The 26219-nt window shown below is 70.8% G+C and carries 25 protein-coding genes and 1 tRNA gene; 11 read left to right on the top strand and 15 right to left on the bottom strand.

What is annotated here, in order from left to right; genetic code table 11:
• Position 1: 1 nt before the first annotated feature.
• Positions 2-928: an MICOS complex subunit MIC60 gene (locus BM145_RS11745; RefSeq protein ID WP_093333841.1), complete on the top strand. Its 927-nt coding sequence runs from the start codon at positions 2-4 to the stop codon at positions 926-928.
• A gap of 9 nt (positions 929-937) precedes the next feature.
• Here BM145_RS11745 and BM145_RS11740 read toward each other — a convergent pair whose 3' ends face one another.
• On the bottom strand, positions 938-1741 hold the full coding sequence (locus BM145_RS11740; protein ID WP_093333840.1) for a DUF72 domain-containing protein: 804 nt from the start codon (positions 1739-1741) through the stop codon (positions 938-940).
• 208 nt (positions 1742-1949) lie between these two features.
• Here BM145_RS11740 and BM145_RS11735 point away from each other — a divergent pair, with 208 nt between their 5' ends.
• From BM145_RS11735 to BM145_RS11720, 4 genes are all read left to right on the top strand, one after another.
• Positions 1950-3851 (top strand): Svx/AvrXca family virulence/avirulence protein, encoded by a 1902-nt coding sequence (locus BM145_RS11735; RefSeq protein ID WP_093333839.1) that lies wholly within the window; start codon positions 1950-1952, stop codon positions 3849-3851.
• 95 nt (positions 3852-3946) lie between these two features.
• A complete protein-coding gene (locus BM145_RS11730; RefSeq protein ID WP_245739297.1) occupies positions 3947-6502 on the top strand; it encodes a TonB-dependent receptor in 2556 nt (851 codons plus the stop codon).
• A 109-nt stretch (positions 6503-6611) separates the two neighbouring features.
• Positions 6612-7994 carry a DUF4139 domain-containing protein gene (locus BM145_RS11725; RefSeq protein WP_425441093.1) on the top strand — a complete coding sequence of 461 codons (1383 nt, stop codon included), beginning with the start codon at positions 6612-6614 and terminating at the stop codon, positions 7992-7994.
• Complete coding sequence (locus BM145_RS11720) at positions 7994-9511, top strand: DUF4139 domain-containing protein (RefSeq protein ID WP_245739293.1); 1518 nt, start codon at positions 7994-7996, stop codon at positions 9509-9511. The genes BM145_RS11725 and BM145_RS11720 overlap by 1 nt, the downstream gene beginning before the upstream one ends.
• Positions 9512-9588: 77 nt before the next feature.
• Here BM145_RS11720 and BM145_RS11715 read toward each other — a convergent pair whose 3' ends face one another.
• On the bottom strand, positions 9589-9930 hold the full coding sequence (locus tag BM145_RS11715) for an SWIB/MDM2 domain-containing protein (RefSeq protein WP_177200191.1): 342 nt from the start codon (positions 9928-9930) through the stop codon (positions 9589-9591).
• A gap of 175 nt (positions 9931-10105) precedes the next feature.
• Here BM145_RS11715 and BM145_RS16085 point away from each other — a divergent pair, with 175 nt between their 5' ends.
• Positions 10106-10609, top strand: a complete 504-nt coding sequence (locus BM145_RS16085) for a copper chaperone PCu(A)C (protein ID WP_177200190.1) — start codon at positions 10106-10108, stop codon at positions 10607-10609.
• Between the two features lie 33 nt (positions 10610-10642).
• Here BM145_RS16085 and BM145_RS11705 read toward each other — a convergent pair whose 3' ends face one another.
• The 6 genes from BM145_RS11705 to BM145_RS15760 form a co-directional block, all read right to left on the bottom strand.
• Entirely contained in the window at positions 10643-10945 is a 303-nt protein-coding gene (locus BM145_RS11705; RefSeq protein ID WP_093333835.1) for a cytochrome o ubiquinol oxidase subunit IV, read from the bottom strand.
• On the bottom strand, positions 10942-11568 hold the full coding sequence (locus BM145_RS11700) for a cytochrome c oxidase subunit 3 (RefSeq protein WP_093333834.1): 627 nt from the start codon (positions 11566-11568) through the stop codon (positions 10942-10944). Before BM145_RS11700 ends, BM145_RS11705 begins: the two co-directional genes overlap by 4 nt.
• The gene (locus BM145_RS11695; protein ID WP_093333833.1) at positions 11565-13664 is read right to left on the bottom strand and encodes a cbb3-type cytochrome c oxidase subunit I; all 2100 of its coding nucleotides are present in this window, start codon (positions 13662-13664) and stop codon (positions 11565-11567) included. The genes BM145_RS11700 and BM145_RS11695 overlap by 4 nt, the downstream gene beginning before the upstream one ends.
• On the bottom strand, positions 13661-14491 hold the full coding sequence (locus BM145_RS11690; RefSeq protein WP_245739292.1) for a cytochrome ubiquinol oxidase subunit II: 831 nt from the start codon (positions 14489-14491) through the stop codon (positions 13661-13663). The genes BM145_RS11695 and BM145_RS11690 overlap by 4 nt, the downstream gene beginning before the upstream one ends.
• 172 nt (positions 14492-14663) lie before the next feature.
• Positions 14664-14739 (bottom strand) — tRNA-Val (locus BM145_RS11685).
• 85 nt (positions 14740-14824) lie between these two features.
• On the bottom strand, positions 14825-15856 hold the full coding sequence (locus BM145_RS15760; protein ID WP_177200188.1) for a retropepsin-like aspartic protease: 1032 nt from the start codon (positions 15854-15856) through the stop codon (positions 14825-14827).
• On the opposite strand from BM145_RS15760, the gene BM145_RS11675 reads away from it, so the two are divergent.
• A complete protein-coding gene (locus tag BM145_RS11675) occupies positions 15855-16940 on the top strand; it encodes a glycosyltransferase family 2 protein (protein WP_093333959.1) in 1086 nt (361 codons plus the stop codon). The genes BM145_RS15760 and BM145_RS11675 overlap by 2 nt on opposite strands.
• On the opposite strand, the gene BM145_RS11670 is transcribed toward BM145_RS11675, so the two are convergent.
• Both BM145_RS11670 and BM145_RS11665 read right to left on the bottom strand, forming a co-directional pair.
• Positions 16836-17564 carry a class I SAM-dependent methyltransferase gene (locus tag BM145_RS11670; RefSeq protein ID WP_093333831.1) on the bottom strand — a complete coding sequence of 243 codons (729 nt, stop codon included), beginning with the start codon at positions 17562-17564 and terminating at the stop codon, positions 16836-16838. The two genes, BM145_RS11675 and BM145_RS11670, sit on opposite strands and share 105 nt — an antisense overlap.
• On the bottom strand, positions 17564-17971 hold the full coding sequence (locus tag BM145_RS11665) for a GtrA family protein (protein WP_093333958.1): 408 nt from the start codon (positions 17969-17971) through the stop codon (positions 17564-17566). The genes BM145_RS11670 and BM145_RS11665 overlap by 1 nt, the downstream gene beginning before the upstream one ends.
• Positions 17972-18207: 236 nt before the next feature.
• On the opposite strand from BM145_RS11665, the gene BM145_RS11660 reads away from it, so the two are divergent.
• The gene (locus tag BM145_RS11660) at positions 18208-20022 is read left to right on the top strand and encodes a hypothetical protein (protein WP_093333957.1); all 1815 of its coding nucleotides are present in this window, start codon (positions 18208-18210) and stop codon (positions 20020-20022) included.
• A 29-nt stretch (positions 20023-20051) separates the two neighbouring features.
• Positions 20052-20228, top strand: a complete 177-nt coding sequence (locus BM145_RS16080) for a hypothetical protein (protein WP_177200187.1) — start codon at positions 20052-20054, stop codon at positions 20226-20228.
• Between the two features lie 10 nt (positions 20229-20238).
• Here the strand turns inward: BM145_RS16080 and BM145_RS11655 are convergent, their stop codons facing one another.
• From BM145_RS11655 to argB, 4 genes are all read right to left on the bottom strand, one after another.
• Positions 20239-20856, bottom strand: coding sequence for a MarC family protein (locus BM145_RS11655; RefSeq protein WP_093333830.1), 618 nt, complete (start codon positions 20854-20856; stop codon positions 20239-20241).
• Positions 20853-21743, bottom strand: coding sequence for a bifunctional methylenetetrahydrofolate dehydrogenase/methenyltetrahydrofolate cyclohydrolase FolD (folD, locus tag BM145_RS11650; RefSeq protein WP_093333829.1), 891 nt, complete (start codon positions 21741-21743; stop codon positions 20853-20855). The genes BM145_RS11655 and folD overlap by 4 nt, the downstream gene beginning before the upstream one ends.
• 5 nt (positions 21744-21748) lie before the next feature.
• On the bottom strand, positions 21749-22054 hold the full coding sequence (locus BM145_RS11645) for a YggT family protein (RefSeq protein WP_093333828.1): 306 nt from the start codon (positions 22052-22054) through the stop codon (positions 21749-21751).
• 223 nt (positions 22055-22277) lie between these two features.
• Positions 22278-23186 carry an acetylglutamate kinase gene (argB, locus tag BM145_RS11640; protein ID WP_093333827.1) on the bottom strand — a complete coding sequence of 303 codons (909 nt, stop codon included), beginning with the start codon at positions 23184-23186 and terminating at the stop codon, positions 22278-22280.
• Positions 23187-23271: 85 nt separating this feature from the next.
• Between argB and BM145_RS11635 the strand changes: the two genes are divergently transcribed.
• Positions 23272-23862 (top strand): arylesterase, encoded by a 591-nt coding sequence (locus BM145_RS11635; protein ID WP_093333826.1) that lies wholly within the window; start codon positions 23272-23274, stop codon positions 23860-23862.
• A 310-nt stretch (positions 23863-24172) separates the two neighbouring features.
• Here BM145_RS11635 and ygfZ read toward each other — a convergent pair whose 3' ends face one another.
• Positions 24173-24880 (bottom strand): CAF17-like 4Fe-4S cluster assembly/insertion protein YgfZ, encoded by a 708-nt coding sequence (gene ygfZ, locus BM145_RS11630; protein WP_093333825.1) that lies wholly within the window; start codon positions 24878-24880, stop codon positions 24173-24175.
• 220 nt (positions 24881-25100) lie between these two features.
• Between ygfZ and pyrC the strand changes: the two genes are divergently transcribed.
• Positions 25101-26129, top strand: a complete 1029-nt coding sequence (pyrC, locus tag BM145_RS11625; protein ID WP_093333824.1) for a dihydroorotase — start codon at positions 25101-25103, stop codon at positions 26127-26129.
• Positions 26130-26219: the final 90 nt, after the last annotated feature.

The following is a 26219-nucleotide window of genomic DNA, read 5'->3' as shown; positions in this document are numbered from 1 at the left end:
GATGAGCAGCCACGCGCCCGCCGATGTCCCCAGCCCCCGCGGTCGCCGCTGGGGGCTCGTCCTCGCGCTGCTGCTGCTGGCCTTCGTCGTCGGCGGCCTGTTCGCCGGTTACGCGCTCACCACCGGGCTGATCGCCGGGCGCACCGCCGCCAAGGAAGCCGCGCGCCCGGTCGCCACCGGTTTCACCCCCGCGCAGCCGCTCGGCCCCGGCGGCGCGCCGCCCGCGGTCGACCCGGCGACGCTGGTCACGCGCGAGGCCGCGCTCGCCGCCCAGCTCGCCGCGCTGGAGGCGCGCGCCGCCACCATCTCGACCGACGCCGCCGCCGCCGGTGCGCAGGCGACCCGCGCGGAGGCGCTGATGGTCGCTTTCGCCGCCCGCCGCGCAATCGATCGCGGCACCCCGCTCGGCTATCTGGAGGAGCAGCTGCGCAGCCGCTTCGTCGCCGCGCAGCCGCGCGCCGTCGCCGTGGTGATCGCGGCCGCGCGCAACCCGGTCACGGTGGAGGATTTGCGCCAGAGCCTCGACACGCTCGCCCCTCAACTCCAGTCCGGCGACGGCCACGACTGGCTCGCCGCCTTTCGTCGCGAGCTCGGCACGCTGGTCGTGCTGCGGCGCGAGAACACGCCCACCACCGCCCCGGTCGATCGGCTCGCCCGCGCGCGCCGGCTGCTCGACGACGGCCAGGTCGCCGCCGCCCGTGCCGAGGTCGCCAAGCTGCCCGGCGCCGCGCAGGCGAGCGGCTGGATCGCCGCAGCCCGCCGCTACACCCTGGTCCACCAGGCGCTCGACGTGATCGAGACCGCCGCCATCCTCGGCCAGGCACAGGGCCCGCAACCGGTGCCGCCCGCCCCCGTCACCACCGCTCCCTTGACCACCGCCCCGGCCGCCCCCGTCGCGCCGCCGACACAGACCGAAACCATCTCCTGATCGGTCAGCCTACCCCGACACCCGCTCGATCAGCGCCATCGCGCCGTGGGGTGCCCTGATTTTGGCACCGTTGATGAAGAACACAAACGTCTCGCGCGGCGTCGTCGGCGGAGCGTGGTCGGGCACGGCGTAGGGCAGTCCTTCCGGCTGGCCGCCTGCCGCCCAGACCTTCGCCTTGGCCGCCCAGTCATCGAGCTGCGCGGGCGAGTAGCCCGCCGGCTCCTCCTCCACCCCGTTCTCCAGCCGCGCGTAGACGATCGGCCCGCCCACGTCGGCGATCGCGGGGTAATCGGCCGAGTCGGCGTAGACGATCGCCACCCCCGCCGCGCGGCACATCTCGACAAAGGCCGGCACCGCGAAGCTCTCGTGCCGCACCTGCACCGCGTGGGTCAGCGTCACGCCGGCCTCCGCGGGCGGCAGCAGCGCCAGGAAGGCGCGGAAATCGTCCGCGTCGAACTTCTTGGTCGCCATGAACTGCCACAGGATCGGGCCAAGCCGGTCACCCAGCTCGACGATCCCCTGCGCGACGAAGCGCGCCACCGACTCGCCCGCCTCCGCCAGCACCTTGCGGTTGGTGCAGTAGCGCGACGCCTTCAGCGCGAAGACGAAGCCGTCCGGCACCTGCGCGCGCCAGCCGGCGAAGGTCGCGGGCTTGAAGCTGGAATAATAGGTGCCGTTGACCTCGATCGCGGAGAGCCGGGCGGCGGCATATTCCAGCTCGCGCTTGTGCGGCCATTTCGCCGGAAAGAAGGTGCCGCGCCACGGCTCGAAGGTCCAGCCGCCGATGCCGGCGCGAATCGGGGCGATGCTCATGCCCGGCAGCCTAGCGCAACCGCGGCCGCCTGTGGATGCCGCCGCCGATTGTCGCACCCACGACACAGCACCCGACCAAAACGGCGATTTGGCGAGGGATTTCCGCTGCTTAACGATGCGGCAACCTCTTACCCTGCTATGACGGCAGCTTGATCCAGATCACGGTCGCGACGGCGGCCGGACAGCATGCGTGCGGGAAGTGAAGAACATGAGGAACGGGATGTTGGTCGTCGCGGCGCTCTCGATGGCGCTGGCGGGATGCGGCGGCGGGGAAGACGACGCGGCACCCGTGCCGACGGGCATCGCCACGCCGGCGCCCGCGCCGACCGTCGCACCCGCCGCCACCGCCAATTCCGCCTGCGTCACCGGCACCTGGTCGGTTGCCGCGCCGGACCCGCACGACGCCGCGAACCGCGACATGCCGGTCCGCCACGAGACTGCGCACTTCGCCTTCCGCTGGCTCGACCAGGTCAGCAACGACGCCGACGCGCGCGAGGCCGGCGAGTTCCTGGAGATGGCCTGGGGTCAGTTCATCGACCGGATCGACATGATCCAGCCCTTCTGTTCCTCGGCGGCCAAGCGCAAGGTCAACGTGTTCGTCGGCGCCGGTTACGGCCTGTCGGGCGGCATCGACGCCACCGGAACGCCGGGCATGTGGATCGGACCGGGCGGCATGCGCGACCGTCACGGGCTGGCGCACGAATTCACCCACGCGCTGCAGGGCGGCACCGGCGGATTGCAGGATTCGCCCTATGTCGGTTGGCTGTGGGAGGATCACGCCAACTGGATGACGCACCAGCTGCCCGAGTTCCGGTCGAACACTCACTGCTCGGTCTTCCAGGTCAACTATCCGCATCTCTATTACGGCACGACGCGGATGCGTTATTGCAGCTGGCAGTTCTTCGAATACGTCAAGAACCGCTTCGGCTACCGCGCGGTGTCCGACATCTGGAACAGGGCGCCGCGCCGCGGCCAGCCGGGGTTCGAGAATGCCGACCCGCTGGAAGTGCTGATGACCAATCAGGGCTGGACGCTGTCGCAGCTCAACGACGTGTTCGGCGACTGGGCGATGCACAACGCCAACTGGGACTACACCAACCCCGACGGCAGCGACCAGGGCGCGGTGTATCGCCGCAATTACGGCGACTACGCGCCGCAGGAGGGCGACCGTTTCCTGCGCTCCACCCGGCTCGACCCGCTCGACCTCGGCAACCGCCGCTTCGCCGTGCCCACCGCCTGGGCGCCGCAGCGCTGGGGCTACAACATCGTGCGCCTTCACCCCGACGGCGCGTCGGGCAGCGTCAGCGTAGATTTCCGCGGGGTCGTCCAGCAGGCGCCGGCGACGACCACCCTGCCGGGTCTCGTGCTCGACCCGCCGGCGGTCGACCAGCCCTCGTCCGACTGGCGCTGGGGCCTGGTCGCGGTCGGCGCCGACGGCAAGAGCCGCTACTCGCCGCTTCAGCGCGGGGCGGACGGCCGTGCGACGCTGACGGTCCAGCAGGGCGACACCGGCCTGTACCTGATCGTGATGGCGACGCCCTCCACCTTCCATCATATCCGCTGGGACCAGGGCTATTACTCGATCTACCGCTATCCCTGGATGGTGCAGTTCACCGGCGCGATGCCGGAAGGGTATCAGGCGAACGCCCCCTCGCCGGTTCCCGGCGGGCATCGCCACGCCAATGGCGGCGGCTGGGTCGCGGCGGGCGCGACGGTCGAGTCCGGCGCCTATGTCGGCCCCTATGCGCGGGTGTTGTCGGGCAGTGTGCTCGGCCGCGCGCGGGTGGAGGACCATGCCGTGGTCTATGGCGGCACATTGCGCGACGACGCGCGCGCCTCCGCCCTGTCGGTGATCCGCGGCAACACCGTGCTGCGCGACCGCGCGCACGCCGCCACCACCTTCCTGGGCCTCGGCGAGTATGAACAGGGGATCGTCCTTTCCGGCACCGCGCAGATGGTCGGCGATGTCGAACAGCGTGGCGCTTCGGCCTCGAAGGGTGTCTTCTACGGCTTCGTCGCCGGCGATCTCGACAGTGACTCGACCTATGGCGGCCTGACCGCGCCCCTCGCGGAGGTGACGGCGGCACCCAACTACGTCTGGCGCCCGTGACAGCGTAGCGGAGCGCCTTTGCCAGTCGCCCGACCGACATAGTTCTGCGACATATCGACGGTAGGGCACCGGTCCCCACGCGAAGGATCGGGCATTTGCAACACCATTGGCCGTTGATGATCGTGGCGATGACGGCCCCCGCCGCGGCCCAGCAATCGCCGCCTTCGCCCGCGGCGGACGCGAGCCCCGCCGCCGCAGACGCGCCCGCGGACGCCGACGAGGGGGAGGAGATCGTCGTCACCGGCTCGCGCCGGCTACCGGGCCAGGTGGTCGGCGACATCCCGGCCGATCAGCAGCTCTCGCCCGCCGACATCCGCTCCTACGGCGTCAACTCGGTTTCGGAGCTGCTGACCGAACTGGGGCCGCAGACCCGGTCCGGCCGCGGCGGCGCGCCGGTGGTGCTGCTCGACGGTCGCCGCATCTCCGGTTTTCAGGAGATCCGCGACATTCCGACCGAGGCGATCCTGCGCGTCGACATCCTGCCCGAGGAGGTGGCGCTGAAATACGGCTACCCCGCCGACAGCCGGGTGGTGAACTTCGTGCTGCGCCGCCGCTTCCGCGCCGTGACCGCGGAAGCGTCGGACCGGATCGCGACGGAGGGCGGCCGCCACGCCGCGCAGGGCGAAATCGACCTGCTGTCGATCCGCCGCGGCGGCCGCAACAACCTGCACTTGTCCTACCAGCAGGCGAGCCCGCTGCTCGAATCGGAGCGCGGCATCCTGGCGCGCAGCAGCGACGACGGCACCGGCAACGGGTTCGACCAGACGCCGTTTCGCACGCTGCTGCCGGAAACGCGGACGTTCAGCGCCAACGCGGTGCGCGCGCAGCCGCTGCTCGGCGTCAACGCCACGCTGAACGGCCGGATCGAGGTGACCGACAGCGTCGGCCGCTTCGGCCTGCCCTCGCTGGCGCTGACCACCCCCGCGGGCGCCGTCACCCGCGTCGTCGACCAGCGCGGCGTCGGCCCGCTGTTCCAGCGTACCGGCGGGCTCACCGCGCGACTGGGCGCCACCGCCAACGGCACGATCGGCCGCTGGCAGTGGACCGCGACCGGCGCCTTCGACCGCGCGGAGACGGAAACCGCGACCGAGCAAGGCTTCGATGCCGCCGGCTTCCAGGCGCTGGTGACGGCGGGCGCCGACCCGCTGGGCACCATCCCCGCCGCCGCCCTCGCCGGGCTGCCCGCCAACCGCGCCCGATCGGTGACGAGCAGCGGCACCGGCGATCTGCTGTTCACCGGCACCGCCTTCACCCTGCCCGCCGGGCCGGTGTCGACCAGCATCCGCCTGGGCGCGAGCACGCTGGATCTCGACAGCCGCGCCTTCCGCCAGGAATTGGTGACGCAGGGCGCCGTGTCGCGCGACGCCGTCAACGGCCAGGCCAGCGTCGACCTGCCGATCACCGCCCGCGCCGCGGCGATCGGGCGCCTGTCGCTCAACGGCAATGTCGCGGTCGATCGCCTGTCGGATTTCGGCACGCTGGTGACCACCGGCTACGGCCTCAACTGGCAACCGGCGGAGGGCGTGCGCCTGCTCGTCAACGTCACCGATCAGGCGCAGGCACCCAGCCCGACGCAGCTCGGCGCGCCGACGGTGACCACGCCCGGCGTGCGCGTGTTCGACTTTACCCGCGGCACCACCGCGACGGTGACCACGATCACCGGCGGCAACCCGCTGCTGCGCGAGAGCGACCGCCACGTCGAGCGCGTCGGGCTGACGCTCAAGCCCTGGACCGCGACCGACCTCGTCCTCACCGCCAACTACACGGGCACGCGGATCGACGACCCGATCCGCAGTTTCCCCTCCGCCATCCCGGCGATCGAGGCGGCCTTCCCCGGCCGCTTCGTGCGCGACGCCGACGGCGACCTCCTCAGCGTCGACACCCGCCCGGTCAGCCTGTCCCGCTCCGAACAGCGCGAGCTTCGCTGGGGCGTCAACTTCTCCCGCCCGCTCCGCTCCCGCCTCCAGCGCGAGATCGAGGCGTTCCGCGCCGGCACCGGTCCCAATCCCTTCGCCGGGCTGCGACCGCCCGGCGGTTCGCCGCCGCAAGGGGAAGGCGCACGTCCGGCAGGCCCCGGCGGGCCGGGTGGTGGAGGGCCGGGTGGCGGGAGGCCGGGCGGGCGCGGCTTCGGCGGCGGCGGCTTCGGCGGGCGCGGCGGTGGCCAGGCCGGCGGCCGCCTTCAGTTCGCTCTCTATCACACCTGGCATTTCACCGATCGGGTGCGCATCGCCGATGGCGGGCCGGTGCTCGACCTGCTCGACGGCGACGTGATCGGCGGCGGCGGCGGGTCGCCCCGGCACGAGCTGGAGGGCCAGGCCGGCTACACCAACAACGGCCTCGGCGCGCGACTATCGTTCGACTACCGGGCGGCGACGCGCGTCAACGGGCTGGCGGCGGCGGACGATCTGCGCTTCGCCGACCTCGCCACCGCCGACCTGCGGCTGTTCGCGGATTTCGGCGGCCGGATCGACTGGGTGCGCGCGCATCCCTGGCTGCGCGGCGCGCGCGTGACGATCGGCATCGACAATCTGTTCAACCGCCGCCAGCGCGTCACCGACGCGACCGGCACCACGCCGATCAGCTACCAGCCCGCCTATCTCGACGCGCTCGGCCGCTCGGTCAGGCTGTCGATCCGCAAGCTCCTGTTCTGATCGGGCGCGGGCGCCGGTTGCGTCCCGCCGCGCCGCCCCGCATGATGCTCGTCGGACACGAGGGGAACTTAGGATGCGCGCGATACCGGCTTCGGCCCTGATGCTGGCGATGCCGACGGCCCTGGCGGCGCAGCAGGTCGCACCGCCACCGGCGGCCGCGCCGGGGGCGGGCAGCGCGCAGGGCGACGTGTCGGTCACCATCTACAACAACGACGTCGCGCTGGTGCAGGACGTCCGCCCGCTCGACCTCGCGCGCGGCCGGGTGCGGCAGGACTTTCCCGACGTCAGCGCGCAGATCCGGCCGGAAACGGTGTCGCTCGCCGTGCCCGACGCCGCCATCGTCGAGCAGAATTTCGACTACGATCTGCTCAGCCCGTCCAGCCTGATGGAGAAGGCGGTGGGCGAGGCGATCACGCTGATCCGCACCAACCCGGCGACCGGCGCGGAAACGCGCGAGCGGGCGCGGGTGCTGGCGGTGAACGGCGGCGTGGTGCTCGACATCGACGGGCGGATCGAGGTGCTGCGCGACGACGGCTTGCCCGTCCGCGCCGTGTTCGACCGGGTGCCCGCGTCGCTCCGCGCCCGCCCGACGCTGTCGGTCACGCTGGCCAGCACCCGCGCCGGCACGCGCCCGGCGCGCTTGTCGTATCTCAGCCGCGGCCTGGGGTGGAGCGCCGATTATGTCGCGCTGTTCGACGATAGGAGCGGCACCGTCGACGTGCAGGGCTGGGTCACCCTGCGCAACACCAGCGGCACCACCTTCAACGACGCGCGCACCCTGCTGGTCGCGGGCGATGTCGGCAACGCCGACAACGACGACTACTTTACGCCCCGCCCCCGCCGCCCGGTGCGGATGACGCCGGGGACGGAGAGTTCGGGTCGCGAGCAGCTGGGCGATTACTACCTCTACCCGCTCGCCCAGCGCACCACGATCGCCGACAAGCAGACCAAGCAGGTCAGCTTCCTCGACGCCAAGGGCGTCACCGCCAGCTCCGGCTACCGGTTCGAGAACGGGTGGCTCGGCACCGCCGATGCGCCGCGCAGCGCACAGAGTGTCCTCCGCTTCGCCAATTCGGGCGCCGCCGGGCTGGGCGACGCGCTGCCCGCCGGCGTGGTCCGCGTCTACGTCCGCGACGCGCGCGGCCAGCCGCAGTTCACCGGCGAGAACCGCATCGATCACACGCCGCAAGGGTCGACGATCGCGCTGCCCACCGGCGACGCCTTCGACGTCAAGGTGCAGCCGACCACCGTGTCGCGCACCCGGCAGGGCGGCGACCGCTGGCGCACGCAGGTCCGCTATCGCCTGACCAACGCGCGCAACCGCCCCGTCACGGTGGAACTCGCCCAGGCCGGGCTCGGCTATGCCGATACGCGCATCGTCGAGCAGAGCCGCCCCAGCGAACGGCGCGATGCCGGCACCGCGGTGTGGCAGGTGCCCGTGCCCGCCAATGGGGAGGCCGTGGTTACCGCCACCTTCGACACCCGCTACTGATGCCGGCCGCCCTGCTCCGCGCGGCGCTGCTGATCGTGGCGGCAGCGGCCACTCCCGCCGCCGCGCAGCCGCGCGTGGTGACATCGCCCGCGCCGCAGCGGGTGGCGCTCACCGTCTACCGTGCGCCCTACGGCCGCGGCGCGATCGACCTGAACGACCTGCGCGGCTTCGCACTCGTCACCGAGACGCGCCGCATCGCCGTGCCGCGCGGCCCCGCCACCCTCCGGTTCGAGGGCGTGGCGGCAGGGATCGTGCCGGTCAGCGCGGTGGTCGACGGCCTGCCCGGCGGCGTGGTGGAGAAGAACCGCGACGCGCGCCTGCTGTCGCCCGCCTCGCTGATCGACGGCACGCTGGGCCGGCAGGTGACGCTGACCCGCACCGACCGCGCCACCGGCCGCCGCACCAGCGAGGAGGCGACGATCGTCGCCGGCCCTGCATCCGGCGTGGTGCTGCGAACCGCCACCGGGATCGAGGCGCTGCGCTGCGCCGGCCTGCCCGAGCGATTGTCCTTCCGCGGCGTGCCCGCCGGCCTGTCGAGCAAGCCGGTGCTCAGCGTCGCCGTCGACAGTCCCGTTGCGCGCACCGTCACCGTGCGGCTCAGCTATCTCGCCTCGGGTTTCGACTGGCGCGCGAGCTACGTCGCGACGATCGCCGCCGACGCGCGCTCGCTCGACCTGTTCGCCTGGCTGACGCTCGCCAACGGCAATGCGGAGGCGTTCGCCGATGCCGAGGTCGCCGCCGTCGCCGGCCGGCTTAACCGGATCGCCACGCCCGATTTCCGCGTCCCGGCCGCGCCCCTGTCGCTGACCTGCTATCCCCTCGGCACCACCACCTCCGACCTGCGCGAGCAGGTGTACGAAGAACCAGGGTCGATCGTGCTCACCGGCTCGCGGGTGGCGAACGCCATGTTCGCGCCGCCGCCGCCGCTACCGCCCCCTCCACCACCGGCGCCGCCCCCCCCGCCCGAGGATGTCGGCGACCTCAAACTCTACCGCGTGCCCGAGCCGGTGACCGTCCGCGCGCGCGGCCAGAAACAGGTCGCCCTGCTCGCCCGCACCACCGTCCCGTTCGAGCGACGCTATCGCCGCCCGCTCTATCCGGGCCAGACGGCGACGCCTTCGCCGACTCCCGTCGTCCTCGTGCTGCGCAATCGCAAGGAAGAGGGCCTCGGCCTCGCCCTGCCCTCGGGCAGCACCGCCACCTACGCCCGGCGCGGCGAGGAACGGCTGCTGCTCGGCCTGGGAACGCTGGACGACCGTGCCGAGGGGGAGACCTTCCGCATCGCCGTCGGCACCAGCCCCCAAATCCTGGTCGAGCAGACATTGCCCGCCAGGAACGAGGCGCTGATCCAGGCCACCAACGGATCGCGCCTGCCCGCCACCATCGACGTGCCGATCGGCGCCGCGGGGCAGAAGATCGAATCGGACGATCCCGACCTGCGCCGCGTCGACGGTGTCGCGACCTGGTCGATCGTCCTCCAACCGGGCGACCGTGCCAGCCTACGCTACCGCTACTGACCTGCCCACGCGTCGTCGATCACGCGCGGGCAAGGTACCACGCGGTCACCGCCCTGTTCGACGGCGACCCCGACCCGTCACTTCTTCGTGGCGGAAAGATGCGCGCTCAGATGCTTGTTCATCTCGAACATGCTCGCCGATTTCTTGCCGAAGATCTTCTCCAGCTTGTCGTCCGCATTGATCTGGCGGCGGTCCTTGGCGTCCTGCAGGTCGTGCTTCTTGATATATTCCCACACCTTGCTGACCACCTCGCTGCGCGGCAGATCGTCCTTGCCAACGATCTCCGCCAGTTCGGGCGACGGGGTCACCGGCGCGGTGATGCCGCCGCGGGCGCCGCCCACCGGCTTGCCGGTCGCCTTGACCTTCTTCTCCGCGGCCTTGGTCTCGTCCTTGCCGCGCTTCTCCGCCGATCGTGCCATAACCCTGTTCCTTGCTGAGGATGTTGGACGCGTAACGATCCAGCACGCATCTGGCTCCCCACCGCCCCCACGGGCGAGCCGCCCCCTCACGCCAGCGCCCCAGCCGCGCGTTATCCGCTTGGCCCGCCGCCGTCCGCAGGGCATCATGCACCCGGACGCGAGCGGAGGGACGACCATGGTGAAACTGGCCGCAATGGCCCCGGCCGTGCTGCTCGCCGCCTGCGCCGCGGCACCGTCGACGCAGGTGACGGTGACGAATGCCTGGGCGCAGCCGCTGGACGCGAGCGGCACCGTGGTGGCACTCTACATGACGGTCACCCCGCGCTGTTCGGGGTCGGAGGCGATCCGCTCCGTTTCCGCAGCGCCGCCGCTCACCGCCTCGCTCCACCAATCGAGCATCGCCGACAACGCGCTCAAGATGACGCCGCTATCCTCCGTCGAGACGCCCTGCGGCAAGCCGACGCTGCTCAAACCGATGGGCCAGCACGTCATGGTGTCCGGCCTGCCCCGACCGGTCTCGATCGGCTCCACCATCCCGGTGACGCTGACCTTCCGCGACGGTGCGGCCGTGAACGTCACCGCCGAGGTGACGACGATGGCGGCGCTCGCCAACGTCGATCCCATGAACATGCACGGGCATGCCGGCCACATGAAGATGGACGGCATGTCCATGCACTGACCGCGACGCCGCCCCGAGCGGCGGCGTGCGTCCTTACATCATCCGCTCGCGCAGGTTGAACAGGATGACCAGCGTTCCCGACACCATCAGCGCGATGATGAGCGTGGAGAAAAGGATCAGCTGCAGGTCGTGGCGCGACGAGCGTTTCAGGCTGACGTGGAGGAAGCAGCGGAACTGCACCGCCATCTGGATCACGCCGAGCACGAGAACGACGCCGAAGGTCGCGCGCGCGCCGACCGAGGGCCAGCGTACCGCCGCGAACGCCGCGACGGTGAGCGCGAGCGACAGGGTGTAGCCGATCGCGTAGGAGGTCAGTTCCTGGCGGCGGTCGTTCATCGGATCGCCCCTTGCAGGTAGACGACGGAGAAGATCGCGATCCAGACGATGTCGAGCAGGTGCCAGAACAGCCCGAGGCGCAGCAGGTTGATCTTCACCCGCGCATCGAGGCCGTAGGCGAGCACCTGCCCCACCATCACCACCAGCCAGAAACAGGCGACCGCGACGTGGAGGCCGTGAAGCCCCGTCAGCGCGTAGAAGGCGGACAGGAAGCCGCTGCGCGACGGGACCGCGCCGTGCGCAACCATGGTCGCGTAATCGTTCGCCTCCAGCGCCAGGAAGGTGAGGCCGAGGCCGAGCGTCGCGCCGAGCCAGCCGAACAGCGTGCGGCGCGGCTCCGCATATTTCATCGCGATGCTGGCGCGCCCGAAGGTAGCGCTGCTGGTGAGGAGAAGCAGCGTCTCGACAAAGGCCGGCAGCAGCTTGAACTCCGACGCCGGGGTCGGCCCGCCCGCGGTGCCCGCGACCATCGTGCCGTAGGTGGCGAAGAGCAGCGCGAAGATCACCGCGTCGCTCATCAGGAAGATCCAGAAGCCGAAGATGGCGTTCTCCGCCCCGTCGCGCGTCAGCTCCGCCGACGGACCCAGATTGAGGCCGGCATGGGCGAGTTCGGGCTCGCTCACGCGCGCACCTCCGCCAGGCCGCGGTTGATCGCCTGCGTCTCCAGCCGGCGCGGGATCGGCCGGGTGGCGCGGACACGGGCGAGCCATGCCTCGTGCTCGGCGGCGATCTCGGCGGCGGGGATGGTGCGATGCTGGTTCCGGCCGAAGCTGCGCAGGATCAGCGCAGCCACGACGACCTCGGCGGCGACCAGCGTCAGCCACCACATCTCCCACACCAGCCCGAACGCCGCCACCGCCGCGCCAAGGCCGATCGCGATACCCGCCATGCTGCCGCGCGGCACCTCGATATCGGAATAGTCGGTGGGCGAGCGATAGGGATCGGGTCGGCCGGCGTCGTGCTTGTCGTCGTAGAAGGGGTTGCGGCCATCGACGTGCGGCAAACCTGCGAAATTATACTCGGGCGGCGGCGCGGCGACGGACCATTCGAGGCCGCGCCCGTCCCAGGGGTCGCCTGCCTCCACCATCGTCGCGGCGCGGTCGCGGATGCTGACGTAGAGCTGGATCATCAACGAGGCGAGCGCGGCGAGCAGGATAAAGGCGCCGACACCGGCGACGTACAACCAGGGGCGGAAGCTCGGCTCGAAGATCGCCTGCGTCCGCCGCGCCATGCCGCTCGCGCCCAGCACGTAAAGGGGGAAGAAGGCGAGATAGAAGCCGACCACCCAGCAGGTGAACGCCCGCCTGCCCCAGCGCTCGTCGAGGCGGAAGCCGAACGCCTTGGGGAACCAGTAATGATAGCCCGCGAGCATGCCGTAGAGCAGCCCCGGGATCAGCATGTTGTGGAAATGCGCGACCAAGAACAGCGTGTTGTGGACGAGGTAATCGAGCGGCGGCATCGCCAGGATGATGCCGGTGAAACCGCCCAGCACGAACGTCATCATGAAGGCGATCGAGTAGAGCATCGGCACGGTGAAGCGCACCTCGCCCCGGAACATGGTCCAGATCCAGTCGTAGATCTTGACGCCGGTCGGCACGCCGATCGTCATGGTCGCGATGCCGAACACCGCGTTGATGTTGGCCGACTGTCCCATGGTGAAGAAATGGTGGACCCAGACGGTGAAGCTCAGCACCGCGATCGCCATCGTCGCCAGCACCAGCGAGACGTAGCCGTACAGGTCCTTCGAGGAGAAGGTGGAGACGACCTCCGAATAGACGCCGAACGCGGGCAGGATCAGGATGTACACCTCCGGGTGGCCGAACAGCCAGAACAGGTTGGCGTAGTTCATCATGTTGCCGCCGAGATCGTTGGTGAAGAAATGGAAATCGGCGTAACGGTCGAGTGCGAGCAGCAAGGTCGCGACGGTGAGCGGCGGCATCGCGAAGATCATCAGGATGGCGGTGCACAGGCTGGTCCAGCAGAACATCTGCATCCGCATGAAGCGCAGGCCGGGCGCACGCAGCTTGTAGATGGTGCAGGCGATGTTGATCCCCGCCATGGTCGATCCGATCGAGCCCAGCGTCACCGCCCATATCCAGTAATCGACGCCGACGCCGGGGCTGAAATCGCGTTCGGTATAGGGCGGGTAGCCGCTCCACCCGCCGGTCGAGAATTCGCCGACGACCAGGCTCGCCATCATCAGCCCGGCGCCGCCGATCGTCAGCCACAGCGCGACCGAGTTCGCCCACGGGAACGCCATGTCGCGCGCGCCGATCTGCAGCGGCACGACGTAGTTGATGAGGCCGGTGAGGAACGGCATCGCCATGAAGAAGATCATGATCGAGCCGTGGGTGGAGAAGAGCTGGCCGAAATGATCGGGCGACAGGAAGCCGGGCGCGTCGATCGCGACCGCCTGCTGCATCCGCATCAGCACCGCCTCGATCAGCGCGCGCGACAGCATCACGCCGGCGAGCACCACGTACATGATGCCGATCTTCTTGTGGTCTAGGCTGGTCAGCCATTCCGACCACAGCCGGCCCCACCAGCGATGGCGCGTCAGCACGGCGGCGACGGCGATCGCGCCGACCACCACCAGCCCGCCCGCAAAGGCGCCGATGATCTCGCTCGCCGTCGGGTTCTGCCACGCGCGGACGAAGGGCAAGTCGTGCCAGCCGAACCGGCCGAGCAGCGCCGGCAGCACGGGAGTGGACGGGCTCATGGGCGGGCCTTCGAGAGGGAATGCGCGGCGCCACCGGTGGCGGCGACGACGCGGTCGAACAGGTGCGGCGTGACGGCCGAGAAGGTGACGGGCGCGGCGATCACCGAGCGCGCGGAGAGACGCCGCCACGCCGAGGCGTCCAAGGCGCGCCGCCCTGCCTTCGCCCGCGCCAGCCAGCGCTGGTAGTCGGCGGGCGCGAGCGCCACGACCGCGAACTTCTGATGCTGGAAGCCGGCACCGTTATACTGCGTGTTCTCGCCCCGGAACACGCCGGGGCGATGCGCGGCGATGTTGAGCTCGGTCGTCATCCCGGCCATGGCGTAGATCTGGCCCGCCAGGCGCGGGATCAGCAGCGATTGCATCACCGTGCCGCTGGTCAGCCGGATATGGACGGGGCGGCCGGCGGGGATCGTCAGCCGGTTCACCTCGGCGATGCCGCGCTGCGGATGCACGAACACCCATTTCCAATCGAGCCCGATCGCCTGCATCTCCACCGGCGGACCGCCGGGAAGCCTGCGGTACGGATCGTCGATGTGCGTCCAGCGCCACAGCAGCACCGCCAGCCCGACGACGATCGCGGCCGGCGGTATCCAGATCAACCCCTCGATGCCCCATGAGAACTCCCATTTGGGTCGATAGGCATGGTCGGTGTTGGACAGACGATAATGCCACGCGAACAGCGGAACGAGCAGCAACACCGGCACCGCGACGAACAGCAGCACGCCGCAAACGACGAGGAACAGGTGGCGCTCCTGTTCCGCGACAGGACCGGCCGCGGCGAGAAAGCCGTGGGACAGCGCGCTACACCCGCCCAGACACCCCGACATGGATGCGACCATCGCGCTGCGCCACGACACCATGGACCCGCGGTGACTCTCCAACGGCAAGAAGCGACCCTCCCCCTTGCTCCGATGAGCGCTCGCGGCTGCTAGTGCGCCGGTGGGCGGGAACCGTCAACAGCGTCCGGGGGCGCGGACGGCGCGCGGCGGCGATCGACGGTGGTGGGCGCTGACGGGCTCGAACCGCCGACCCTCTCGGTGTAAACGAGATGCTCTACCAACTGAGCTAAGCGCCCCGTCGCCGGGTGGCTGCCCGCCTAGCGCGGATCGGCCATCGTCGCCAAGCCCCTGATTGACGGCGCCGTCCCCATCGGTGCCGGATCAGAAGGCGCCGCGCGGCCTCGCCACCGCGCGCGGCAGGGTGAAGCGGATCGAGCGGCCGGGAAAGTCGATCTCGACGCGGCGGAACAGCCGCAGCGTCTCCATGCCCAGCAGCAGCGCCGGCGTGTCGGCCAGGTCGAAACGGTGGAACGGCGCCGCGTCCGCCACCGCGACGGCCACCCCGTTCAGCGTCACGCTGCCGATCTCCACCCCGTCCAGCGCGCGCGCGTCGGCGGCGAGGACGCTGCCGTCGGGTGCGATCACCGACAGCGTGCCGAGCCGCGCGGGCGCCCGGCGTGCCGCGGCGAGCAGCGCGGGGTTGGCGATCGTCACCGGCGATCCCGTGTCGATCACCACCGACACCCGCCGCCCGCCCCAGCGCGCGTCGGTGACGACCAGCTGGCCCGATCGGCGCTTGGCGGTGACCACGATCTCTCCCTCGCGCGCGACCAGCTTGCGCCGGCGCGACGGGCGCAGGCTCATGGTGTTGGCGTCGAAATCGATCACCACCGCGTGCCCCTGCAGCGCGTCGAGCCCGATCATGCCGATCGCGCCCAGATTGACGCGCCCGAACAGCGGCGCCTCGATCGCGGGCGGCGCCAGCGTGCTGACGCGCAGCGCCGGCACCACCGCGGTCGGCGTCACCACCAGGCCGGTCATGGTGGTGACGCGCACCGGCCGCCCCGGCGCCAGCGCCAGCCGCTCGGCCAGTTCGCGCGACAGCACCGTCCGCTCCGCCCCGGTATCGATCACGAACGGCCATACGCCGCGGCCGCCGACATCGACCGGCACCGTCATGCGCAGATCCTCCGCGCCGATCGCGAGCACGTCGGCCGGCACTTCCGTCTCCGGGGCGGGCGCGGGCAGCGCGTCCTGCGCGGCGGCGGGGTGCGCCGCCGCCAGCGCCAGCCCGATCAGCGCGGCGATCCTCTCCATCGCCCGCGACGATGCGCCGCCGCCATCACGCTGGCAAGCGGCGCGCGATACGGGGGCGATGACGCGGCCGCCGCCGCTCGCTACAAGCGGGGTCATGTCCTGGCCCGCCCTCTCCATCGTCGTTCCCTGCTACAACGAGGCGGCGTGCCTCGACATCCTGCACGCGCGCGTGTCGGCGGCGGCGCGTGCGGCGGTGGGCGACGATTACGAACTGGTCTTCATCAACGACGGCAGCCGCGACGACAGCTGGCCCGCGATGCAGCGCATCGCCGCCGTCGACCCGCATCTGGTCGCGATCAACCTGTCGCGCAACCACGGCCACCAGCTCGCGCTCACCGCCGGGCTCGACCTGTGCGCCGGGCAGCAGGTCCTCATCATCGACGCCGATCTCCAGGACCCGCCCGAACTGCTCGCCGACATGCGCCGCGCGATGGTCGAGCAGCAAGCCGACGTCGTCTACGCCGTCCGCCGCAAGCGGGAGGGCGAGACCTTCTTCAAGAAGGCGACGGCCGCCGCCTTCTACCGCGTGCTCGACCGGGTCACCGACACGCCGATCCCGCTCGACACCGGCGATTTCCGGCTGATGAGCCGCCGCGCGCTGGACGCGTTCCTCAGCCTGCCCGAACAGGCGCGCTTCATCCGCGGCATGGTCGCCTGGGTCGGTTTCCGCCAGGTCCCCTTTCCTTACGACCGGGCAGAGCGGCACGCGGGCGAGACGCATTACCCGCTCGGCAAGATGGTGCGCCTCGCCTTCGACGCGGTGACCGGCTTCTCCACCGCGCCCCTGCGCTGGGCAAGCCATCTCGGCCTGGCGCTGACCGGCGTGTCGCTGCTGCTGATCGTCTACATCGCCGCCGGCTGGCTATCGGGCACGGCGGTCGCCGGCTGGACCTCGACCATGCTGGTCACCGTCGCGATCGGCGCGGCGCAGTTCTTCGTGCTCGGCATGATCGGCGAATATCTCGGCCGGCTGTACATCGAATCGAAGCGCCGCCCCTTGTACCTGGTCGCCGACGTCGCCGGCCCGGTGCAGGGGACAGCGACGCTGGGCTTCACCGCCGCGCCCGCGCCCGGATCAGACCGGCCGGGCGAGCGTGACGATGGACAGGCCGGGGGTCAGCGGCACGCGCCCGACCAGGTGACGCTCCAGCCGGAAAACGGCCTCGAACACCGCGTTTAGCGGCTTGGCCGGCGGCGAATCGTCGCTGTCGTCGCGCCCGGTCAGCTTGCCCGCCAGCCGCGCCGCGACCGCGGCGGGGAACAGCAGCGAGTTCATCCAGCCCATCTTCTCAGGCTTCAGGCCGGCGCGCTCGATCGCCGCCGTCAGCGTCCTGCGCGAGTAGCGCCGGTGATGGTGGTTGACCGTGTCGTGCGCCGACCACATCCACTGGTGCGCCGGCACCGCGATCAGGATGGTGCCGCTCGGTTTCAGCAGCGACTTCATCGCCGCCAGCGCCGCCACGTCGTCCTCGATATGCTCCACCACGTCGAGCACCGCGACCAGGTCATACGCCCCGCGCTCGACGCCGGGCAGCGCGGGCAGCGGCGCGGCGCCGACGGGCTTGCCCAGCCGCTCGCTCGCGATGCCGCGCGCCGCCGGGTCGATCTCGATCGCCTCCACCGCGCCGAAGCGCGCCAGCATCGGCAGGTTGTGGCCGGTGCCGCAGCCGATCTCCAGGATGCGCGCGGCCGGCGGCAGGGCGCCGTAGCGGGTCAGATAGTCGGACAGGATGTCGCGGCGCGCGCGATACCACCAATGGGTGGAGTCGTGCGCGGCCATGCGGTCATAGACGATGCGGTCCATCAGGCGAACACCAGGTAGCGGTTGAGGAGAAAGGTCATGCCCGTCGCCAGCACGATCGCCGGCAGCAGCGGCACCCAGGCCGGATAGCCGAGCAGCGCCGTGCCCGCCCAGGTGACGACCGCGTTCAGCGCCATGCCCGATCCCTGCACCGCGACGAACTTCGCCTGCTGCACGGGCCCGGGCGTGCGCGTGCCGTGCCCCTTGAAGCTCCACCGGCTGTGCAGGAAGAACCCGGCCGTCACCGCCACGGCAAAGGCGAACGGCACCGCGTAGACGGCTTGCTCGCGCGCGAAGACAAAGCTGGTGAGCGGCAGGTACACGCTCGCGTAGATCAGCGTGGAGATACCGCCGGCGATGCCGAAGCGTATCAGCTGGCCCAGCACGCCGCTCTCCCTCCACCGCCGCATCGTCGTCACCGCCAACCGCTTGCCCTTTGTTCCGCCTGGATTAGAGACCGTGCCTTGAGCCCCCTTCGTCACCCCGGACTTGTCCCGGGGTCCACCCGTCCGCTCACGCCCGGTTGGTGGCGTATGCGGGACAGTGGCCCCCGGAACAAGGCTCTCCTGAGCTTGTCGAAGGGTTCGGGGTGACGGTCAAGGATGGCGGGCGAGCGGGGCAGAGAGAACATATTTTGACGAACGGCATGACGACCAGCCTCGACGACCTCCGCCGCGATCTCGACCGCCGCTGGCTGCTCCTCGTCCTCGTCGCCTGGGTGGCGGTCGCCGGCTGGTACGTGTTCGATCGCTGGACGATGATCCGCTGGCTGTCGCTGGGCGACACCGACGACAACATGCGCCTGATGCAGGTCCGTGCCTGGATGGCGGGCCAGGGGTGGTACGACCTGCGCCAGTACCGGATGGACCCGCCCGCCGGCTTCGACATCCACTGGAGCCGCATCGTCGACCTGCCGATCGCCGGGCTGATCCTGTTCTTCCGCCTGTTCACCTCGCCCAGCTGGGCGGAGCGGCTGGCGGTCGGCGTCGCACCGCTGCTGCCGCTCGGCGTCACCATGGTCGCGCTCGCCGCCACCGCGCGCCGGCTGGTCGGGCCGCTCGCCTGGCCGTTCGCGCTGGTGGTCCTCGTCACCAGCGCCTCCACCACCATGCTGATGTTCATGCCGGAGCGCATCGACCATCATAACTGGCAGCTCGCCGCCCTCGCCGTCACCGTCGCCGGGCTGTGCGATCCGCGCATGGCGCGCGGCGGCGCGCTGGTCGGGCTCGCCACCGCCTTCTCGCTATCGATCGGGCTGGAGATGCTGCCCTACGCGGCGATGGCGGGCGCGATCATCACCTTGCGCTGGGTGTGGGACGCGGGCGAGGCGCGGCGCCTCGCCACCTACGCGGTGACGCTGGGCGGCGGCGGCGCGGCGGGGTTCGCCGCCTTCGCCTCCTACGCCAACCGGGCGCTGCGCTGCGACGCGCTGACGCCGGTGTGGCTCAGCGTCGTGGTGGTCGCCGGCGCGCTCCTCCTCCTTCTCGCGCTCGCCTCGCCCCGGCGACCGGCCGCGCGGCTCCTCATCGCGCTGGCGGCGGCGGCGGCGATCGCGCTCGGCTTCGCGCTCGCCTTTCCGCAATGCCTCGGCCGGCCCGAACAGGTCAGCCCGGAACTCGCGCGCACCTGGCTCGACAACGTGAAGGAGGCCAAGCCCCTCTACAAACACCCGTTCCGCGTCGCCTTCCCGATCGCGGCATTGCCGGTGATCGGGCTGATCGGCGCCGCCGTCGCCACCTGGCGGGCGCGGCGCACGTCGTCGGTGGTCGGCTGGGCAGCGGTGGCGCTGTTCACCGCCTTCGCGGTGGCGATGCTCGGCTGGCAGGCGCGCGCGGCATCGGCGGCGCAGCTCCTCGCCATTCCCGGCGCGGCGGCGCTCGCCGCGCTGCTGCTGCCCTGGCTGCTGCGCCGGTCGCTGCCGGTGATGATCGGCGGCATCGCGATCGGTTTCGTCCTGGTCACCGGCATGTTCGCCGGGCTGCTCATCAAATGGTTCCCGATCGACCCGCCCAGCGCCTATACGCGCCGTATCAACGGGGCGACGGGCGAGTGCATGCGCACCTCGCGCCTGCTCGCCCTCAACCGCATCCCGAAGGCGACGATGTTCACCTTCGTCGATCTCGGCCCGCGCCTCATCACCGTCACCCATCACGATGCGATCGCCGGCCCCTATCACCGCAATGGCACCGCGATCCTGGACGTCCAGCACGCCTTCAGCCGCTCGCCCGCCCAGGCGCGCGCGATCATGGCGCGGCACGGCGCGACCATGCTGCTGGTCTGTCCGGACATGGCCGAATCGACGATCTACCGGGCGCGCAATCCCGGCGGCTTCTACGACCAGCTCGCCCATGGCCGCCGCTTCGCCTGGCTGCAACCGGTGCCGCTGCGCCGCGGCCTGCCCTATCGGCTCTACCGCATCGCACCCCCGAACGCAGCGTTTCCGATTACCCGGGCACCTTAACCATCAGCTCCTGCTTATGTGCGCCCGCCATGAACAACGATTCCCATGGCGACAGGCGGCAGGCGCTCGCCGCGATCATCGCAGAGGCCCTGCACCTCGCCGACTCGCTCGACCTGTCGCTGGTCGGCATCTCGCTCACCGGCGCGCTGGAGCGGCTGACCGGCCACGGCCTCGCCATCGAGCCGCCGACCTCGTCGCTCCACTGACGCGCGGGCGTCAGTGGAGCGCCGCCTCCAGCCCGTCGATCACGAACTGCACCGCCAGCGCGGCCAGCAGCACGCCGAGCAGGCGGGTGATGACCGCCTCGATCTTGGCCCCCAGCAGCCGCATCAGCGGCCCCGCCGCCAGCAGCGCGACGAGCGTCAGCAGCAGGATGGCGGCGAGCGCGGCGAGCACCACCAGCGACCGCTCGATCCCGTCGTTCCTCGCCATCAGCAGCATCACCGACGCGATCGATCCCGGCCCGGCGATCATCGGCATCGCCATGGGGAAGATCGACACGTCCTCCGCCTCGTCCGGCGACACCTTGGCGGCGCGATCCTCGCGGCGCTGGGTGCGCTTCTCGAACACCATCTCCAGCGCGATCAGGAACAGCATGATGCCGCCGGCGATGCGGAAACTGTCCAGCTCGATGCCCAGCCCGTGCAGCAGGCTCTCGCCGAACAGCGCGAACACCAGCAGGATCGCCGCCGCCACGCCCACCGCGCGCACCGCCATCGCGCGGCGATGCGCCGCGCTCGCCCCGGCCGTCAGCCCGGCATAGATCGGCGCGCAGCCGGGCGGATCGATCACCACGAAGAAGGTGATAAGCGACGAGACGAACAGCTCGATCAAGCGCTCGCCCCGATCGGCCCGGCCGCGATCAGCCCCACCGGCGCGCGCCGCCTGGCGGAATCGAGCGTGTTCGACAGCAGGCACGCGATCGTCATCGGCCCGACCCCGCCCGGCACCGGCGTGATCGCACCCGCCACCGCCGCCGCGCTCGCGAAATCGACGTCGCCGACCAGCCCGCTGTCGGTGCGGTTGATGCCCACGTCGATCACCGTCGCGCCCGGCTTGATCCAGTCGCCCCGGATCATGCCGGGGATGCCGACCGCCGCAACGACGATGTCCGCCTCGCGCACCCGCGCGAACAGGTCGCGCGTACGGCTGTGCGCGACCGTGACGGTGCAGCTCTCCGCCAGCAGCAGCTGCGCCATCGGCTTGCCGACGATGTTGGAGCGCCCCACCACCACCGCGTCCAGCCCGGCCAGATGCGCGTGCACGTCGCGGAGCAGCATGACGCAGCCGAGCGGCGTGCACGGCACGAAGCCCGGCATGCCGGTCGCCAGCCGCCCCGCATTGACCGGGTGGAAGCCGTCGACGTCCTTGTCCGGGTCGATCGCCAGCAGCACGGCGGCCGCGTCGACGTGGGCGGGCAGCGGCAGCTGCACCAGGATGCCGTCGATGGCCGGGTCCGCGTTCAGCGCCGCGACCAGCGCCAGCAGCGTCGCGGTGTCCGTCTCCGCCGGCAGCCGCCGCTCGACCGAGTTCATCCCCGCCTCGCGCGTCGCCTTGCCCTTGGACCGGACGTAGACGGCCGAGGCCGGGTCCTCGCCGACCAGCACCACCGCCAGCCCCGGCGCGCGGCCCGTCTCCGCGCGCAGCGCCTCCACCCCGCGCGCGACCTCCGCGCGCAGGCGCAGCGCCCGTGCCTTGCCGTCGATGATCGTCGCGGCCACGGCCGTCAGTAACCGCCGCCGGAGGCGACGTAGCTCGCCGCCAAGTTGTTCAGCACGATGTTCGCCGCGGCGAGCAGCAGCAGCACGACCAGCGGCGACAGGTCGAGCGCGCCGAAATCGGGCAGGATGCGCCGGATCGGCCGGTACAGCGGCTCCGTCATCCGCTGCAACGCGGTCCACACGCTGCGCACCAGGTCGCTGCCGGTGTTGATGATGTTGAACGCGATCAGCCACGACAGGATCGCCTGGACGATGATGATCCACCAGATGACGTTGAGCAGCAGCTGGATGATCTGGAACACGGCGAGCAAGGCGGGATCTCCGGATGGGTCGGGCTATCTATAGGGATGGCTCGGCGGGACGAGAACCCTCCACGTCCTCCGTCATGCCGGGCTCGTCCCTCAACCGAGTATCGGAAACGCCTGCACCACACACCCCGTCACCCCGGCCTCGTGCCGGGGTCCAGGGCCAAGCAGCGGCACCGTCCGTTGCCCTGGATGCCGGGACGAGCCCGGCATGACGGATGTCCTATCCTCACGCCGCGCCCGCGCTCACCAGCGTCCCCGCGCCCTGTTTAGTGAAGATCTCCAGCAGCATCGCGTGCGGAATACGACCGTCCAGGATCACCGCCGCGTCCACCCCGGCCTCCACCGCCGCCACGCACGTCTCGATCTTGGGGATCATGCCGCCCGTGATCGTGCCGTCGGCGCGTAAGGCGGCCACCGCCGCCGCGTCGAGCGAGGTCAGCAGCTCCCCCTCCTTGCTCAGCACGCCGGCCACGTCGGTCAGCAGGAAGAACCGCGCCGCCCCCATCGCCGCCGCGATCGCGCCTGCCATGGTATCGGCGTTGATGTTGTAGGTCGTCCCGTCCGCGCCTACGCCGACCGGCGCCACCACCGGGATGATCCCGGCGTTCGACAACGTGTCGAGGATGCGCCGGTCGACCGCGATCGGCTCGCCGACGAAGCCCAGGTCGACGTGCCGCTCGATCCCCTGGAGCGGATCGGGATCGCGCACCCCCACCTTCTCCGCCAGCACCAGCCCGGCGTCCTTGCCCGATACGCCCACCGCGCGGCCGCCCGCCTGGCCGATCCAGCCGACGATATCCTTGTTGATCGATCCCGCCAGCACCATCTCGGCAATCTTGGCGGTCTCCGCATCCGTAACGCGCAGGCCGTTGACGAAGGTCGATTCGACGCCCAGCCGCTTCAGCATCGCGCCGATCTGCGGCCCGCCGCCGTGGACGACGACGGGGTTGATCCCCACCGCCTTCAGCAGCACCACGTCCTCGGCGAAATCGCGCTGCAACTCGGGGTCGCCCATCGCGTGGCCGCCATACTTCACCACGAACGTCTTGCCGGCGTAGCGTTGCAGATAGGGCAGCGCCTCGGTCAGCGTCTCCGCCTTGGCGAGAAGGGTGGCGTCGGGCGTGTGATCGGTCATGGCCGCGCCTGTAGCGGCTGGCGCACACGATTTGAACCGACCGCTGCCGCTAGTAAATTCGCCCCCTCGTCCCGATCTGGGGACGATGCCGCATTCCCCCACGGGCGATCCCGTCGTCCTCGCGTTCGGCGACAGCCTCACCGCCGGCTACGGCCTCCCCTCCGATCAGTCGTTCGCCGCGCAGCTCCAGGCGGCGCTCCGCCGCACGCGCCCCGCCGCGCGCGTCATCAATGCCGGCGTCTCGGGCGACACCACCGCGAGTGCCCTCGCCCGCCTGCCGCGCGTCCTGTCGGGCCTGTCGGCGCGGCCCGACCTCGCCATCGTCGAACTCGGCGCCAACGACCTGCTGCGCGGCGTCGAGCCTGCCCGCATGCGCCAGAATCTCGACGCGATCCTCCACGGCCTGCGCGACGTCGGCATCCCGCCGCTCGTCGCCGGCATGCGCGCGCCCTTCTTCCTCGGCCCCTTCGCCGCGACCTTCGACGCCGTCTTCCCGGCCGTCGCCGCCGCGCACGGCGCACCGATCTACCCCTTCTTCCTCGACGGCGTGATCGGCGACCCGTCGCTGGTCCTGGCCGACGGCCTCCACCCCAACGCCCGCGCCATCGGCATCGTCGTCGACCGCATCCTGCCGACCGTCACCACCGCCCTCGACACCCTCGCCCGAGCGGCCTGACCGTTCGGAGCCGATCGACATTCGCGTTGCTACCTCCCCGGCGAAGGCCGGGGCCCAGTTGGGGAGGGCTATTGAGGCATCGCAACGCTTCCCATCCTCGTTACCCAACTGGGCCCCGGCCTTCGCGAAAGCTCTGCGAAAGTCCTTCCGTCATGCCGGGCTTGTCCCGGCATCCAGGGTCAAGCAGCGCCGCCGTTCGTGGCTCTGGATGCCGGGACAAGCCCGGCATGACGGAAGAAGCAGGTGCCAAGATGTTTCGCAGAGATCTCGCCTCCACCGGGGTGCAGCAATGCGCTGCTCCCATTTGAATCTACGCCAACGCCGCCTCCAGCCAAGCCGACCGCACCGCATCCCCCAGCGCCTCGACGCGCCGATGCTCCACCATCCACCCCAATTCCGGATAGCGCACCCGCGTCCGCTCCCCCTCGTCCGCGACCCGCACCACCACCAGCCGCCGGTTGACCTTCGCCCGGTGATGCATCCGGGCCGTATTCTCCTGCCCGACATAGCAGCCCTTGGTGAAGCTCACCCCGCCCAGCTCGCCCGCATTGCACTCCAGCCACAGCGTCTCGCCCGACCCGAGCTCCCCCACGCCCTCGACCACGCCCAGCGACAGCCGATGCGCCCGCCACCCCTCGACCGGCGCGCCCGGCGGCGCCAGCCAGCGGTATCCCAGCTCGGCCAGCCGCGGATCGTGCCTCGCCACGCCATGCGGCCGGGCGGACCAATGCACCGCCAGCCCCTCGACCTGCTCGATCGCGATCGCCCGCCGCAGCCGGTACATCGCCAGCCGCTTGGCCAGCGCCTCCGCCTGATCCGCCTCGCAGTCGATCAGCACGTCGTCGCCATCCGCCCACAGGATGAAGTCGAACAACGCCTTCCCCTGCGGCGTCAGCAGCCCCGCCCACACCGGCAGCGCGCCGGCCGTGTCATTGGTCACAAGCCCTTGCAGGAACCCGCGCGGATCGTCTCCCGACACGCGCAGCAGCGCACGGTCGGCCAAAGTGGTCGCGTTCATGCCCCGTCAGATGGCGCGCGTTTGCCCGATTTCCAACCGACGCGACCGAAGCTAAGTCGGAGCGACAATCAGGCAAGCAACCGTTCGTGCTGAGGAGAGGCTGAGCGAAGTCGAAGCCTCGTCTCGAAGCACAGGCCCTTCGAGACGCCGTTTCGACGTCGCTTAACGGCTCCTCAGGGCGAACGGAAGTTGAATGTCGATTCATCCTAGGAAGCTCCGCATGACCGATCGCCTCACCATCCGCCGCCCCGACGACTGGCATGTCCACCTGCGCGACGGCGCGATGCTGCGCGGCGTGGCACGCTTCACCGCGCGCCGCTTCGCCCGCGCGATCGTCATGCCCAACCTCCAGCCGCCGGTCACCACCACCGCCGCCGCCGCCGCCTATCGTGACCGCATCCTGGCGGCGGCGGACGGTTTCCAGCCGCTGATGACCTGCTACCTGACCGACCACACCGACCCGGACGACCTCGCCGCCGGCCACGCGGACGGCGTGTTCACCGCCGCGAAACTCTACCCCGCCGGCGCCACCACCAATTCGGCGAGCGGCGTCACCGACGTCGCCAAGCTCGCCCCCGTGCTGGACCGGATGCAGGCGATCGGCATGCCGCTCCTCGTCCACGGCGAGGTGACCGATCCCGCCATCGACATCTTCGACCGCGAGGCCGCGTTCCTCACTCGCGTCCTCACCGGCATCCTGCGCGACTTCCCCGCGCTAAAGATCGTCCTCGAACACATCACCACCGCCGACGCCGCGCAGTTCGTCGCCGACGGCCCCGCCACCCTCGCCGCGACGATCACGCCGCAGCACCTGCTACTCGATCGCAACGCGCTGTTCGAGGGCGGCCTGCGCCCCCACGCCTACTGCCTGCCCGTGCTGAAGCGCGAGCGCCACCGCCGCGCCGTGGTCGACGCGGCCATTTCCGGCTCCCCCAAATTCTTCCTCGGCACCGATTCCGCCCCTCACGGCGTCCGTCGCAAGGAGGCCGCCTGCGGCTGCGCCGGCATCTTCAACGCTCCCTTCGCGCTGGAAAGCTACGCCACCGTCTTCGACCGCGAAGGCGCCCTAGACCGATTGGAAGGCTTCGCGTCCGAACACGGCGCCCGCTTCTACGGCTTGCCGCTCAACGAAGGCACGGTGACGCTGGAGCGCGCGCCCGTCCTCGTGCCCGAGCGGATCGCCACTGAGGACGACGCCGTCGTCCCCTTCCACGCCGGCGAGACGCTCGGCTGGCGCGTCGTCGACTGACGCTGTCCTACAAGCGCCGGCCATGACATAACGAGCCGCGTGCCTTCCGGCGCTCGCTCTTATTACCTCGATTTCCGGAAACGATCGGCC

Source organism: Sphingomonas rubra, assembly GCF_900115745.1.
Taxonomy (GTDB): domain Bacteria; phylum Pseudomonadota; class Alphaproteobacteria; order Sphingomonadales; family Sphingomonadaceae; genus Sphingomonas; species Sphingomonas rubra.
This window is presented reverse-complemented; position numbering and strand designations above follow the sequence as displayed.